We start from the raw sequence: 13,090 nt of genomic DNA on the forward strand, positions 1-13,090 counted from the left end.
GGCTTGATCGATGACTGTTATACTCGTTTTTTGATGTGTTATTCTTTTGAAATGTCGCCCGACCCCGATACTTTGCTGTCTACCTTTTTCGGGTTGCCGCGATAGCTGATATCTCCCGAGCCTGAAACCCTTGCCTTTAATTTTTCATTGGCCGTGACCTTGATATCGGCCGATCCCGAAACCGTGGCTTCCACGATATCGGCCTCCAGCTCGTAGGCCTTGATGTCGCCCGAACCTGAAATACTGGCTTCAAAATGATGGGTGTTTCCTGAGAGGTTCATATCGCCGGACCCCGACATGGTGGCGGTCAGGGTATCCGTATCTACGTCAAGGGTAATGTCGCCTGAACCCGACATCGATGTTTTGAGTTGAGGTGTCTTTAGGGGGATATGGCCTACAATGTCGCCCGAACCCGATAGACTTAGGGCGTCTATACTTTCTACCGGCACTTTTATCTGTATGCTTTTATTGCGTAAAGAAGGTTTTAGGTTTACACCGCGTTCAACCTTGATGACCAGCTTGCCGTGATCTACTTTTGTAATGATATGTTTCAATAGGTTTTCTTCGCCTTTGATGGTCAGTTCGCCCTCGCTTCCGCTTACGAGGTCAACATCGAACCAGCCCGATACGGCAATGGCGTCATAGTTGCCGACCGTGCGTTCTATGCTGACCATGTGGCCGTTGCCCTTAACGCTCTTGCCCCATTGTGCCGAGCAGGAAAAACTTATGAAGGCTACACTTACTAAGATTAAATTTTTCATGACTTTCTGTTTTAAATATGATTTTGATGATGTGTTAATTTCTAAAGAATGAGATGCCTCCGTAGTCGCTCACGACAGAAAGCGAATTAGTTCCCTGTGACGAGCCGTGAAAGCCCTTGTAATAGGTGCTTGTGTTTTTTTCTTCCCTGATATTGATTTCAAAATCGTCTATACCGCTCACTCCGGCATATGAGGTTTTGATTTCAAAATTAAATCGATAATCGGGGGCATAGCCAATTTTTATGCTGGTATAATCGGCCCTGATCTCTACGTTGCCCGCATCTTCCGATAAACGGCCTATTTTTAGGGAACCATAGTCGGCCGAAATATCGAGGTTGCCGTGAACGCTTCCTAATTGTACATTGATGTAATCTCCCGAACCTTGTACGTTTTTGACTTCGCCTATTTCAATCTTACCGTAATTACTCGAATATTGCAGGTTTTCCATTTGTTCGACCGAACTATTGGTGTAATCGGCACTTATGGTCAGGTTTCCGGCTTTCGCTATATTGAACCCCGAGTAATCTGCCGATATTTTTCCGCTGTTTATATATGAAATAGTTGATTTAGAGGTGTAATCAAAATTCAATTGGTTGTTCCGGCCCCTGAGCTCTCCGATATCCAAGCGGCCATAATCGCAACTTATTTTGGCGTGTCCGTCTATTCGGTCGAGGTTTATGCTGCCATAGTCGTTGTCAAGGTCTACACTGCTCTTTATCGGTAGCTTGATCGTGTAGTTGATCTGCATGTTTACATTGCTGCTTTTTCCCCAGCTCCAACCCCAGCTACTTTTGTGGTCGTTAAATATGGTCCTTGCCGAGACAACACTATTGCTGGCGTCGAAATCGACGGAAATTTGGTCTAATTTTTCTTGGGCCTTTTCATCGTTGTTACTGCTCGTTTTGATATGTACCTCTATGAGGATGCGGTTCTCGTTCCAAGAAGTGATATTAAGGTTTCCGTAGCTGTTGTTGACCTCCAAGAGGGCATCGCTGTTGACCTCAAATTCTTTCTTGATGGTCTTTTCCTTGGTGTAGCGCCCCTTGAGCTTGCCCTCGTGGGGAAACAAGTAGAGGGGTAGGGTCAAAAACAAAAGGACTAAGGTTTTATATTGTTGTGCTGTCATCGTATTTTTTTAAATTTTTAATAGTTTCAATGGTGTCGAGAACATCTTCCAAAAGATTGATGCGGGTCTGGAAATTGGTAATCATGGCGCTTAGAATGGCCTTGCTATTGCCCCCATTGATAAGGTCTTCTTCCAGTTGTTTGTAATCGGCTTCCAATTTATTGAGCTGAACCATAGTGTCATCTACGATTTTCTTTGTTTCGGGGGAGGTTTCGTTTTGTAGCTCGTTTACCTGCTCTTCGATCAGGCTGGCGAAATAAAATCCGGTTCTTGAAATCTCCGGTGATATTTTGGCCACTTTTTCCTCTAAGGAGGGCTCGGGCCGAAAAAGGCCTATTCCGAGCGCAAGGAGTACCAGTAAACAGGCGGCAATGCCCATGGGCCTGTACCATGTTCTTTTTTGGGTCTTCAAACTGATCGAACCCTTTTGGGCGTTCAATTTTTGAAGAAACCTCAGTTCATGGCCTGCTGCCGGGGTTTCATGGTCAAATGAACCGTTCAGGTGTTCAAAAAGGTGGTCTATATTATCTTTTTTCATAGGTCAAGCTTGTATCAATTTATTTCTAAGGCTTTCTTTGGCCCTTGAAATAGTCGTTCTGCAATTGGCATAACTCATATTCATTATTTCGCAAATCTCCTCATAATCATAACCTTCAATAAGATATAAGGTCAAAGAAATTCGATAGTTGTCTTTAAGCCGCTTCATGGTTTCCATCACTTTTTGAGCCTTCAGTTCCGTAAACTCATGGGGGCCGCTAGCATCTACTTCATTGTCTTCGACCTTGTGTAACACATCTTCCAGGGCAACCTCGTTCTTTTTTGAACGTTTTCTGTAATGGTAGATACTGTTGTTGATTACAATCCGTTTTAACCAAGAACCAAATGTGACCTCACCTTTGAATGTGTGCAGTTTCGTGAACGCGTTCAAAAACGATTCCTGCATAATGTCTTCGGCTTCATCGCTTTGTTTTATAATCCGCAAAGCCGTATTGTACATGGCTTTGTAATAGCGGTTATAAACTTCAAGCTGGGCACTTTGGTTCCCGTCAAGACACTGTTGTAACAATGTATCGATATGTTCTCTTTGTTGGCTCAAAAAGTGAATGGTTTCTTTATAGATGATCATAAGGTATGGATTGTTACAGTTTGTCATAAAAATAATTTCGCCGTGGTTTTTTCGGTCTGGCATAAGAATTGACCATTATGGAGCGATAGAAAAGGCGCTAGGCTTTGTTTGGCCAATAGGTAAGGCGCTTTTGATGAATATGATGTAAATAGATAACTAAGGGTTCTGTCAATAAAATGACAGAATGACCGCAATTGATACTATGGGAGATTCTAAATTCACGAATTTTGACAATATGTCGCTACAGTCCATCGATGAAGATGCTGAGCTAATACCACTTTTGACCTCTGAGGATGAAGAGGAAATGAGCAACGAGGTGTTGCCGGAAACACTTCCGATACTTCCGCTTCGTAACACGGTACTCTTTCCTGGGGTGGTTATTCCTATTACTGCGGGAAGGGATAGTTCGATCAACTTGATCAAAGATGCGAACAACGGTTCGAAGGTAATAGGTGTGGTGTCGCAAAAAGATAAGGATACCGAAAAACCCACCGTTAACGATATTAATGTATTGGGTACGGTGGCACGGATCCTAAGGGTGCTCAAAATGCCCGATGGGAATACGACCGTAATCTTACAAGGGAAAAAGCGTTTTGAAGTGGCCGAGGTATTAACCGAGAAGCCATATATAACCGCTACCGTTAGGGAAACCTCGGAAGAGAGACCTGATCATAACGATCCCGAATTTTTGGCGATTATAGAGTCGATCAAAGATTTGGCGCTTCGTATTATTCGCGATAATCCCAATATCCCGAGTGAAGCTTCTTTCGCTATAAAGAACATTCAAAGCAATTCGTTCTTGATCAATTTTGTTTCGAGCAACTTGAACCTCAATGTAGACGATAAGCAAGAACTTCTTGAAATCAACAACCTACAAGAGCGTGCCCTTGCCACCTTAAAGCATATGAACCTTGAGCTACAGAAATTGGAGCTCAAGAACGATATTCAATCGAAGGTGCGTAACGATATGGACCAACAACAGCGCGAATATTTCTTGCATCAGCAAATGAAGACCATTCAGGAAGAATTGGGAGGGGTTTCACATGATGATGAAATCTTCGAGATGCGCAAGAAGGCCAAAAAGAAAAAGTGGGATGATAAGGTCAAGGAGCATTTTGATAAGGAATTGTCAAAGATGCAACGAATGAATCCGCAAGTGGCGGAATATTCGATCCAAAGAAACTATTTAGACCTGTTTTTGGATTTGCCTTGGAATGAGTTTTCAAAGGATAAATTCGATTTGAAAAGGGCCCAGCGAATATTGGACCGTGATCATTACGGATTGGAAGATGTCAAACAAAGGATTATCGAGTATCTGGCGGTTCTAAAATTGAGGAATGATATGAAATCCCCCATATTATGTCTTTACGGCCCTCCTGGGGTGGGTAAGACCTCTTTGGGGAAATCGGTTGCCGAAGCTTTGGGACGTGAATACGTAAGGATATCCTTGGGTGGATTAAGGGATGAAGCGGAAATACGCGGACACCGAAAAACCTATATCGGGGCCATGCCCGGTAGGATCGTACAAAGCCTTAAAAAGGCGGGTACTTCCAACCCGGTCTTTATTCTTGATGAGATAGATAAACTCTCTAGTAGTCATCAAGGCGACCCGTCGTCTGCCATGTTGGAAGTTTTGGATCCGGAGCAGAACAATGAGTTTTACGACAATTTCCTTGAAATGGGCTACGACTTGTCAAAAGTAATGTTCATTGCCACGGCCAACAACTTGTCTACCATTCAACCCGCACTTCGTGATCGAATGGAGATAATAAACGTTACGGGCTATACCATTGAGGAAAAAGTGGAAATTGCCAAACGACATTTGCTTCCGAAGCAATTGAAGGAACACGGTCTTACTTCAAAAGACCTGACGATAGGCAAGCCGCAATTGGAGAAGATCGTTGAAGGGTATACGCGTGAATCGGGTGTACGTTCATTAGAGAAACAGATTGCCAAAATGGTGCGCTATGCGGCCAAGAATATCGCCATTGAAGAAGAGTACGAGGTAAAGGTTACCAATGCGATTGTTGAAAAGGTATTGGGGCCTGCCCGCTTGGAACGCGATAAGTACGAGAATAACGATATTGCAGGGGTTGTAACCGGCCTTGCGTGGACAAGTGTTGGAGGGGATATTCTTTTTATCGAATCCATTCTGTCAAAAGGAAAGGGCGCCTTGAACATTACCGGTAATTTGGGTAAGGTGATGAAGGAATCGGCAACGATCGCTATGGAATATATTAAATCGAATGCCGAAAGATTTGGCATCGATTCAGAAGTGTTCGATAAGTACAATGTGCATATTCACGTGCCGGAAGGGGCTACCCCAAAAGACGGGCCAAGTGCCGGTGTAACCATGTTGACCTCACTGGTTTCATTGTTTACACAAAAGAAAGTGAAGAAGAGCCTGGCCATGACCGGGGAGATTACGCTTCGTGGCAAGGTCTTGCCAGTGGGGGGTATCAAAGAAAAAATCCTAGCGGCCAAACGGGCCAGAATCAAGGAGATTATTCTTTGCAAAGACAACGAAAAGGATATCTTGGAAATAAAAAAAGAGTATCTTAAGGGTCTCAAATTCCATTATGTTACCGATATGCACGAAGTAATAGATATTGCTATTACAGGGCAAAAGGTTAAGAATGCTAAAAAACTCTAATGTCTAAGATTACGATTGCCATCGATGGCTTTTCTTCTACCGGTAAAAGTACCTTGGCCAAACAATTGGCCAAGGCCCTAGGTTATGTTTATGTAGATACAGGGGCCATGTACAGGGCGGTAACCTTGTTCGCCATGCGTAACGGTTTTATAGGTGGTGAAAGCGAAAAACTGGAAGATTTGGTACAATTGCTTCCCAAAATAAAATTGCGGTTCGAACCCAATGAAACATTGGGGTTCTCGGAAATGTACCTTAACGGGGAAAACATCGAGAAACAGATACGTACGCTCGAGGTCTCTAATTATGTGAGCCGAGTAGCGGAAATTGAACAGGTGCGCTACAAACTGGTAGAGATGCAAAAGGAGATGGGCAAGGAAAAAGGCGTGGTTATGGACGGTAGGGATATCGGTACCGTGGTCTTTCCCGATGCCGAGCTCAAGGTCTTTATGACCGCATCGCCCCAGGCACGTGCTACCCGTAGGTACAAGGAGCTGTTGGATAGGGGGGAGAAGGTCTCTTACGAAGAAGTACTCGAAAATGTACAGAAACGGGATTACATCGACTCCAACCGTGAGTTTTCCCCACTGCGGAAAGCCGATGATGCCATTGAGTTCGACAATAGCGATATGGGCTTGAAAGAACAGTTCGAGCGCTTGTTGAGCATAGCCAGGCGTTTTATAGAAAGAGCATAAAAAAACCTGTCAGATTTGTTTCTGACAGGTTTTTTATTTTCCTTCGGTTTATCCTTAGATATTCGGAATAACAAGAACTTGATCTGGGTGAATTACATCAGGATTGTCAAGTACGCCCGTATTGGCCGCAAAGATTTGCTTGTACTTCATTGGGTCACCATAATATTGCTTGGCAATTTTGCTCAAAGATTCGCCGCTTTTGACGGTATGTCTGTGGTAGACCGAAGTATCGGAAACCGTAATATTCGCCTGTACGTCAGAAGGATTTTCACCGCCCAATTGCTTGATTTTGTCCCATAATAGGTTTTTTTCGTATTGGGTTCCGGCTTCTCCTTTTATCTTTAAAACGCCGCTTTCTTCCTTAACGTCGCCATTCTTTATACCTAGTTGCTCACCAAGATTTAAAACCTCTTGATATTTTGCTTTAACACTCATAATTGATTTCTTTTTTCTAATGGTTAATATTTGAATTTCTAAGATAACGATAAATCCAGTGTTTTATGTATAAAATGGTATAAAATATGGCTTAAACGGGAATGCTTGGGCCTAAGGGTTGGTAGACTAATAAAAAAGATGTATTTTTGCACACCTTTTTTGCAAAGTCATCAAGAGAAAAAAGGATAGATAAAAAATTGACATATAACAACTTCTACGATCATTGTTTAACTCTTGTGACGTCGTGGAATACAAATTGAACATCAGCAAATGGCTGAAGAAAAAACAACAGCTCAGGTAGAAGAAACTGCCGAAGCAAAACAAGAAGTAAAAGAACAAGCTCCGAAACAAGATCCAAAAGAATTTTTGGAAAATTTTGATTGGGACAAGTACGAAGAAGGTATCGAACGAGTAGATGACTCTAAATTAGAGGAATTTGAAAAGTTGGTAGCTGAAAACTTCGTAGACACTGCCGATGAAGAGGTAGTTGAAGGTAAAGTCGTCTATTTGACCGACCGTGAGGCGATCATAGACATCAATGCCAAATCTGAAGGTGTTATTTCGTTGAACGAATTCCGTTACAACCCAAACTTAAAAGTGGGTGATAAGGTTGAAGTTCTTATCGATATACGTGAAGATAAAAGTGGCCAATTGGTACTTTCGCACAGAAAGGCCAGAACTATTATGGCTTGGGACCGTGTGAATGCGGCCCACGATAAAGAAGAAATTGTTAGTGGTTTCGTTAAGTGTAGAACTAAAGGTGGTATGATCGTTGATGTTTTTGGCATCGAAGCGTTCTTGCCAGGTTCTCAAATCGATGTGAAGCCTATTCGTGACTACGATCAATACGTAGGTAAGACAATGGAATTCAAAGTGGTTAAGATCAACCACGAATTCAAGAACGTTGTAGTATCTCACAAAGCCTTGATCGAAGCCGATATCGAAGAGCAGAAGAAAGAAATCATCAGCCAATTGGAAAAAGGACAGGTGTTAGAAGGTGTTGTGAAAAACATCACTTCTTACGGTGTGTTCGTTGACCTTGGTGGTGTTGATGGTTTGGTGCACATTACCGACCTTTCTTGGAGCCGTATCAACCACCCGAACGAGGTTGTGGAATTGGATCAGAAAATCAACGTTGTTATACTTGATTTTGATGAGAACAAATCTAGAATCCAGTTGGGTATGAAGCAATTGGAGAAACATCCTTGGGATGCCTTGAGCGACGAAATCAAAATTGGAGACAAAGTAAAAGGTAAAGTAGTTGTAATCGCTGATTACGGTGCGTTTATCGAGGTTGTTGAAGGTGTTGAAGGTTTGATCCACGTTTCTGAAATGTCATGGTCTACGCACTTGCGTTCTGCCCAAGACTTCGTAAACGTTGGTGATGAGGTCGAAGCTGTGGTATTGACATTAGATCGTGAGGATCGTAAAATGTCTCTTGGTATCAAGCAATTGACGCCAGACCCATGGACTGATATTACTACGAAATACCCTGTTGGTTCAAGACACACAGGTATCGTAAGAAACTTTACCAACTTCGGCGTTTTTGTTGAAATGGAAGAAGGTATCGACGGTTTGATCTACATTTCTGACCTTTCTTGGACGAAGAAAATCAAGCACCCTTCTGAATTTGTATCCGTTGGAGACAAAATGGAGGTTGAGGTATTGGAGTTGGATGTTGAAGGTCGTAAGCTTAGCTTAGGTCACAAACAGACAACTGAAAACCCATGGGATAAGTATGAGGCTGAATTTGCAGTCGGAACTTCTCACACGGCGGCCATTACCGATATCGTTGATAAAGGTGCTACCATCGACTTTAACGAAGACATTACGGCATTTGTACCGCAACGTCACTTGGAAAAAGAAGACGGAAGCAAGCTTGGTAAAGGCGAAGAGGCTGAATTCAAGATTATTGAGTTCAACAAAGACTTTAAAAGGGTTGTTGCAAGCCACACCGCTATTTTCCGTGAAGAAGAGCAGCGTAACATCAAAGCCGCTCAGAAGAAAGCTGCTGCAGCTGCAGACGAGGCTAAACCTACTTTAGGTGATGCTAACGAGCAATTGCAAGCTTTGAAAGATAAGATGGAAGGTAAGACTAAATAAGTCTTTTCACTTATAGATTACAGATCTCCGTAGCCCAATGGGTTGCGGAGATTTTTTTTTGATTTATTTTTGGGTTAACCACTTCATTAGGCACGAGTTGTGGCTTTGTAAGGCTAAAAAGGGCGGAAAAAGAAGCTTCATATGTGAAAAGAAAAACCGATACATTTGTAAAGACTCTTTTTTTCTAACTAGAAATCGCTATTTTTGTCAAGCTAAACCAACAAAGCAGTATGGGGCAAAAAGTACTTCTTTCTGAAAAAGAAATAAACATCATACTCCATCGTTTGGCATGTCAACTCCTCGAAAATCACCTTGATTTTAAAGACACCGTACTCATAGGTATACAGCCTAGGGGCACCTTCGTGGCGGAAAGATTGACCAAAATATTGAAGGAGGAATATGGTGTAAAGGAAATTAAATCAGGTTTTCTTGATATTACCTTCTATAGGGACGATTTTAGGAGGGGCGATAAGACCTTGGAGGCAACCAAGACCAAAATCGACTTTTTGGTCGAAGATAAAAAGGTCGTCCTTATTGATGATGTTCTGTATACCGGGCGGAGTATTCGTTCGGCCCTTACGGCCATCCAGTCTTTCGGCAGGCCTTCGGAAATAGAGTTGTTGACCCTTATCGATAGACGGTTCAGTAGGCACTTGCCTATTCAGCCCAATTACAGGGGGCGTCAAGTCGATGCTATCAACGATGAAAAAGTTAAGGTGCTCTGGAAGGAGAACGACGGTGAAGACGTGATATATTTGATAAATAAATAACAATGGCGGAACTGAGTGTAAAACACTTATTAGGAATCAAATATCTAAATGAAAAAGATATTCATCTCATATTTGAGACCGCCGATCATTTTAAAGAGGTAATCAACCGTTCCATCAAAAAAGTACCGTCACTACGTGACATTACCATTGCCAATATCTTTTTTGAGAACAGTACGCGAACCAAATTATCTTTTGAACTTGCCGAAAAAAGATTGTCGGCGGATGTCATTAACTTTTCGGCGGGCCAATCATCGGTAAAAAAAGGGGAAACCCTTATAGATACCGTTAACAATATTCTTTCGATGAAGGTCGACATGGTGGTCATGCGCCATCCGAACCCCGGGGCGGGCATTTTTTTGTCCAAACACGTGAACGCGAGTATTGTAAATGCGGGTGACGGGGCCCATGAGCACCCGACACAGGCATTGTTGGACTCTTACTCCATTCGTGAAAAACTCGGTGATGTGGCAGGTAAGAAAGTTGTTATTGTTGGTGATATTCTTCACTCTAGGGTGGCCCTGTCAAATATTTTTGCCTTAAAATTGCAAGGTGCCGAGGTTAAGGTCTGTGGCCCTAAGACTTTGCTGCCCAAATATATTGAGTCGCTTGGGGTAAGTGTAGAGACCGATTTGAGAAAGGCGCTTGAATGGTGCGACGTGGCCAATATGCTGCGCATACAGAACGAGCGTTTGGATATCAGCTACTTCCCCACCACTAGGGAGTATACCCAACAGTTCGGGGTAAACAAGAAAATGCTCGATAGTTTAGATAAGGAAATCGTTATTATGCATCCCGGACCAATTAATAGGGGAGTGGAAATTACGAGCGATGTGGCCGATTCAAAACAAAGTATTATCTTGAACCAAGTAGAAAATGGTGTAGCGGTTCGTATGGCAGTGATTTATTTGTTAGCTTCAAAAATTAAATGATATAAGTATGATTTTCGATTCAGACGGTTCAACCACCATCGTTTTTCAAGAAAATACCACACTTTCAGTTTTTTTGAAAAACCTAAAAGATGCTTATCCTAAGATTAAGAACGATAATATAATTGTTAACCTTTTTTCCTTTTCAAAGTTGAATGCCGGCGATGTTCTAGAGTTTCTGCAGATATCTGAAGCGCATAGAAAATCGAAAAAATCATTTGTACTGGTCACCGATAAGGTGTCGTACGAAGAAGTGCCCGATAAGATTATTGTTGTGCCCACTATTCAAGAGGCGCACGATATCATTGAAATGGAAGAAATAGAAAGAGATCTAGATTTATGAGTGACTATCACCTATCTCAAGTAAACATCGCAAGAATGCTTGCACCTATCGACAGCCCGGTAATGGCCGATTTTGTCAAAGATTTGGATCGTATCAACGGTATTGCCGATAAGAGTACGGGGTTTATTTGGAGATTAAAGGGTGATGAAAACAACGCAACGGCCTTGCGGGTCTTTGAAGATGATTTCTTGATCATCAATATGTCCGTTTGGGAATCCAAGGAAGCCTTGTTCAATTTTACGTACGCCTCACAACATGCCGGTGTGCTCAAGCGAAAAAAGGAATGGTTTCACAGTATGGCCGATATGCATATGTGCCTTTGGTATATAGAAAAAGGACATGTGCCTACGCCCGAAGAGGCAAAACAACGCTTAAACTATCTTAATACACACGGCGAGTCTCCGTACGCCTTTAGTTTTAAAGGGCAATTTTCAGCTGAAGACGCTTTGAAATATTCGCCCAAGAACTAACAACAAAATGAAATTGCACATTCTAGGTTGCTACGCAGCCACCCCGAGAACCTTGACCAACCCCACTTCACAGGTACTCGAAATAGGGAACCACATGTTTCTCATCGATTGCGGGGAAGGAACACAGGTGCAATTGCGCAAACTTAAGCTCAAATTTTCCCGCATCAACCATATTTTTATTTCGCACTTGCACGGCGACCACTTTTTTGGCCTGCCCGGATTGGTCTCTACTTTTAGGCTGTTGGGCAGGGAGAAGGAATTACATATTTACGGCCCCAAAGGTATCAAGGACGCCATTACGCTCTTATTAAAGTTGGGTGATTCGTGGACAAACTACCATATCCATTTTCATGAACTGACAAGTGCCGGACCCGAAGTTATTTTTGAGGATGACAAGGTAAGTGTAGAGACCGTTCCCTTGACCCATAGGGTGTATACCAATGGTTTTCTTTTTAAGGAAAAATTGGGCGAGCGAAAGCTGAGTGTAGAAGCCGTAGCTAAGTATAAGGTCGATAAGGCCTATTTTCAAAATATTAAAAATGGGCGCGATGTAACCATGGACGACGGTACCGTTTTGCCGAATGCCTTGTTGAGCTTTGATCCGCCGAAACCCAAGAGTTATGCCTATTGTAGCGATACGGCCTACAAGCCTGATATTGTGGGGCAAATTGACCATGCTACGGCACTGTACCACGAATCTACTTTCTTGGAGTCTGAGGCCGACTTGGCGGTAAAAACCGAGCATAGTACGGCCAAGCAAGCGGCAGCAATCGCGAAATCGGCCCATGTAGAACGACTTATTTTGGGGCATTATTCTACACGTTACAAATCGATCGGGCTTTTTAGGCAGGAAGCCTCGGAAGTCTTCCCTGATGTAGAACTTGCCGATGATGGTAAGTTTTTTGAGTTTTAGTATCCTTCCTATTTTTGCGTTAAAAATCTTTTGCTGAACTTTGGTTGAATAGATTTCAGTAATAAGATTATGCAAAAAGATTTAGGTGATTATCGTAAGTCATACGAAAAAAGTGCCCTTTTAGAAGGCGCTATTTCGGAAAACCCCATGGAGCTCTTTCAAAAATGGTTTCATGAAACCGAGGCTTCGGAAGGTGTAGATGAACCCAATGCCATGACGGTATCTACAATTGGTTTGGATGGCTTTCCGAAGAGCAGGGTGGTGTTGTTGAAGAAGTTCACTTACGAAGGCTTTATATTTTACACCAACTATAATAGCGAAAAGGGAAAGGCCATTGCGGCCAACCCGAATGTATGTGTATCCTTTTTTTGGCCGAATATGGAAAGGCAGGTCATTATAAAGGGAAAGGCCGAAAAAATTGCAAAAAATTTATCGGACGGTTATTTTGAGTCACGTCCTGACGGAAGTAAACTAGGGGCCTTGGTTTCAGATCAAAGTTCGGTTATTCCTTCCCGGGAAATCTTGGAAACCAAGTTGAAGGCACTCGAACGCGAGTACGAAAACAAAGAGATTCTTAGGCCCGAACACTGGGGTGGATACTTGGTCAGGCCCCAATCGATTGAGTTTTGGCAAGGTAGGCCCAATCGTTTACACGACCGTATAAGGTATGTGTTGGTGGATCAACTGGATTGGAAAATGGAGCGTTTGGCTCCCTAAAAGCAGAGAGACATGTAAGGGGCGATGTCAAAACATTTTTAAACTTTAAATTTTG

The 13,090-nt window shown here is 42.7% G+C and carries 14 protein-coding genes; 9 read left to right on the forward strand and 5 right to left on the reverse strand.

The window, feature by feature from the left end:
- Positions 1-38 precede the first annotated feature (38 nt).
- From B4Q04_RS18935 to B4Q04_RS18950, 4 genes are read right to left on the reverse strand one after another with little or no spacing between them, the layout of a single operon-like run.
- Positions 39-761: a head GIN domain-containing protein gene (locus tag B4Q04_RS18935; protein WP_088697727.1), complete on the reverse strand. Its 723-nt coding sequence runs from the start codon at positions 759-761 to the stop codon at positions 39-41.
- Positions 762-795: 34 nt separating this feature from the next.
- Positions 796-1,887, reverse strand: a complete 1,092-nt coding sequence (locus B4Q04_RS18940; protein ID WP_088697728.1) for a hypothetical protein — start codon at positions 1,885-1,887, stop codon at positions 796-798.
- Positions 1,868-2,425: a hypothetical protein gene (locus B4Q04_RS18945; protein ID WP_088697729.1), complete on the reverse strand. Its 558-nt coding sequence runs from the start codon at positions 2,423-2,425 to the stop codon at positions 1,868-1,870. The genes B4Q04_RS18940 and B4Q04_RS18945 overlap by 20 nt, the downstream gene beginning before the upstream one ends.
- 3 nt (positions 2,426-2,428) lie before the next feature.
- Positions 2,429-3,013, reverse strand: a complete 585-nt coding sequence (locus tag B4Q04_RS18950) for an RNA polymerase sigma factor (RefSeq protein WP_013991894.1) — start codon at positions 3,011-3,013, stop codon at positions 2,429-2,431.
- 202 nt (positions 3,014-3,215) lie between these two features.
- On the opposite strand from B4Q04_RS18950, the gene lon reads away from it, so the two are divergent.
- Together lon and cmk are read left to right on the forward strand one after the other, a co-directional pair.
- Entirely contained in the window at positions 3,216-5,666 is a 2,451-nt protein-coding gene (lon, locus tag B4Q04_RS18955) for an endopeptidase La (RefSeq protein ID WP_046287299.1), read from the forward strand.
- On the forward strand, positions 5,666-6,358 hold the full coding sequence (gene cmk, locus B4Q04_RS18960) for a (d)CMP kinase (RefSeq protein ID WP_088697730.1): 693 nt from the start codon (positions 5,666-5,668) through the stop codon (positions 6,356-6,358). The genes lon and cmk overlap by 1 nt, the downstream gene beginning before the upstream one ends.
- A gap of 54 nt (positions 6,359-6,412) precedes the next feature.
- Here the strand turns inward: cmk and B4Q04_RS18965 are convergent, their stop codons facing one another.
- Complete coding sequence (locus B4Q04_RS18965; protein WP_013991890.1) at positions 6,413-6,793, reverse strand: LysM peptidoglycan-binding domain-containing protein; 381 nt, start codon at positions 6,791-6,793, stop codon at positions 6,413-6,415.
- 270 nt (positions 6,794-7,063) lie between these two features.
- Here B4Q04_RS18965 and rpsA point away from each other — a divergent pair, with 270 nt between their 5' ends.
- The 7 genes from rpsA to pdxH all read left to right on the forward strand — a co-directional run bounded on the left by rpsA (position 7,064) and on the right by pdxH (position 13,035).
- Positions 7,064-8,896 (forward strand): 30S ribosomal protein S1, encoded by a 1,833-nt coding sequence (rpsA, locus tag B4Q04_RS18970; protein WP_013991889.1) that lies wholly within the window; start codon positions 7,064-7,066, stop codon positions 8,894-8,896.
- A 230-nt stretch (positions 8,897-9,126) separates the two neighbouring features.
- Positions 9,127-9,666, forward strand: coding sequence for a bifunctional pyr operon transcriptional regulator/uracil phosphoribosyltransferase PyrR (pyrR, locus tag B4Q04_RS18975; protein ID WP_013991888.1), 540 nt, complete (start codon positions 9,127-9,129; stop codon positions 9,664-9,666).
- A 2-nt stretch (positions 9,667-9,668) separates the two neighbouring features.
- The gene (locus B4Q04_RS18980; RefSeq protein WP_013991887.1) at positions 9,669-10,595 is read left to right on the forward strand and encodes an aspartate carbamoyltransferase catalytic subunit; all 927 of its coding nucleotides are present in this window, start codon (positions 9,669-9,671) and stop codon (positions 10,593-10,595) included.
- Positions 10,596-10,602: 7 nt separating this feature from the next.
- On the forward strand, positions 10,603-10,935 hold the full coding sequence (locus B4Q04_RS18985) for a hypothetical protein (protein ID WP_013991886.1): 333 nt from the start codon (positions 10,603-10,605) through the stop codon (positions 10,933-10,935).
- Positions 10,932-11,405 carry a DUF3291 domain-containing protein gene (locus tag B4Q04_RS18990; RefSeq protein WP_013991885.1) on the forward strand — a complete coding sequence of 158 codons (474 nt, stop codon included), beginning with the start codon at positions 10,932-10,934 and terminating at the stop codon, positions 11,403-11,405. Before B4Q04_RS18985 ends, B4Q04_RS18990 begins: the two co-directional genes overlap by 4 nt.
- Positions 11,406-11,412: 7 nt before the next feature.
- Positions 11,413-12,318 (forward strand): ribonuclease Z, encoded by a 906-nt coding sequence (locus B4Q04_RS18995; RefSeq protein WP_088697731.1) that lies wholly within the window; start codon positions 11,413-11,415, stop codon positions 12,316-12,318.
- Between the two features lie 69 nt (positions 12,319-12,387).
- On the forward strand, positions 12,388-13,035 hold the full coding sequence (gene pdxH / locus B4Q04_RS19000) for a pyridoxamine 5'-phosphate oxidase (protein ID WP_013991883.1): 648 nt from the start codon (positions 12,388-12,390) through the stop codon (positions 13,033-13,035).
- Positions 13,036-13,090: the final 55 nt, after the last annotated feature.

This window comes from Zobellia sp. OII3 (genome assembly GCF_002211465.1).
Taxonomy (GTDB): domain Bacteria; phylum Bacteroidota; class Bacteroidia; order Flavobacteriales; family Flavobacteriaceae; genus Zobellia; species Zobellia galactanivorans.

What these genes read in the sequence shown, in the direction of transcription:
- B4Q04_RS18935 (WP_088697727.1), bottom strand. Translation starts at nt 761, where the DNA reads ATGAAAAATTTAATCTTAGTAAGTGTAGCCTTCATAAGTTTTTCCTGC.
- B4Q04_RS18940 (WP_088697728.1), bottom strand. Translation starts at nt 1,887, where the DNA reads ATGACAGCACAACAATATAAAACCTTAGTCCTTTTGTTTTTGACCCTA.
- B4Q04_RS18945 (WP_088697729.1), bottom strand. Translation starts at nt 2,425, where the DNA reads ATGAAAAAAGATAATATAGACCACCTTTTTGAACACCTGAACGGTTCA.
- B4Q04_RS18950 (WP_013991894.1), bottom strand. Translation starts at nt 3,013, where the DNA reads ATGATCATCTATAAAGAAACCATTCACTTTTTGAGCCAACAAAGAGAA.
- lon (WP_046287299.1), top strand. Translation starts at nt 3,216, where the DNA reads ATGGGAGATTCTAAATTCACGAATTTTGACAATATGTCGCTACAGTCC.
- cmk (WP_088697730.1), top strand. Translation starts at nt 5,666, where the DNA reads ATGTCTAAGATTACGATTGCCATCGATGGCTTTTCTTCTACCGGTAAA.
- B4Q04_RS18965 (WP_013991890.1), bottom strand. Translation starts at nt 6,793, where the DNA reads ATGAGTGTTAAAGCAAAATATCAAGAGGTTTTAAATCTTGGTGAGCAA.
- rpsA (WP_013991889.1), top strand. Translation starts at nt 7,064, where the DNA reads ATGGCTGAAGAAAAAACAACAGCTCAGGTAGAAGAAACTGCCGAAGCA.
- pyrR (WP_013991888.1), top strand. Translation starts at nt 9,127, where the DNA reads ATGGGGCAAAAAGTACTTCTTTCTGAAAAAGAAATAAACATCATACTC.
- B4Q04_RS18980 (WP_013991887.1), top strand. Translation starts at nt 9,669, where the DNA reads ATGGCGGAACTGAGTGTAAAACACTTATTAGGAATCAAATATCTAAAT.
- B4Q04_RS18985 (WP_013991886.1), top strand. Translation starts at nt 10,603, where the DNA reads ATGATTTTCGATTCAGACGGTTCAACCACCATCGTTTTTCAAGAAAAT.
- B4Q04_RS18990 (WP_013991885.1), top strand. Translation starts at nt 10,932, where the DNA reads ATGAGTGACTATCACCTATCTCAAGTAAACATCGCAAGAATGCTTGCA.
- B4Q04_RS18995 (WP_088697731.1), top strand. Translation starts at nt 11,413, where the DNA reads ATGAAATTGCACATTCTAGGTTGCTACGCAGCCACCCCGAGAACCTTG.
- pdxH (WP_013991883.1), top strand. Translation starts at nt 12,388, where the DNA reads ATGCAAAAAGATTTAGGTGATTATCGTAAGTCATACGAAAAAAGTGCC.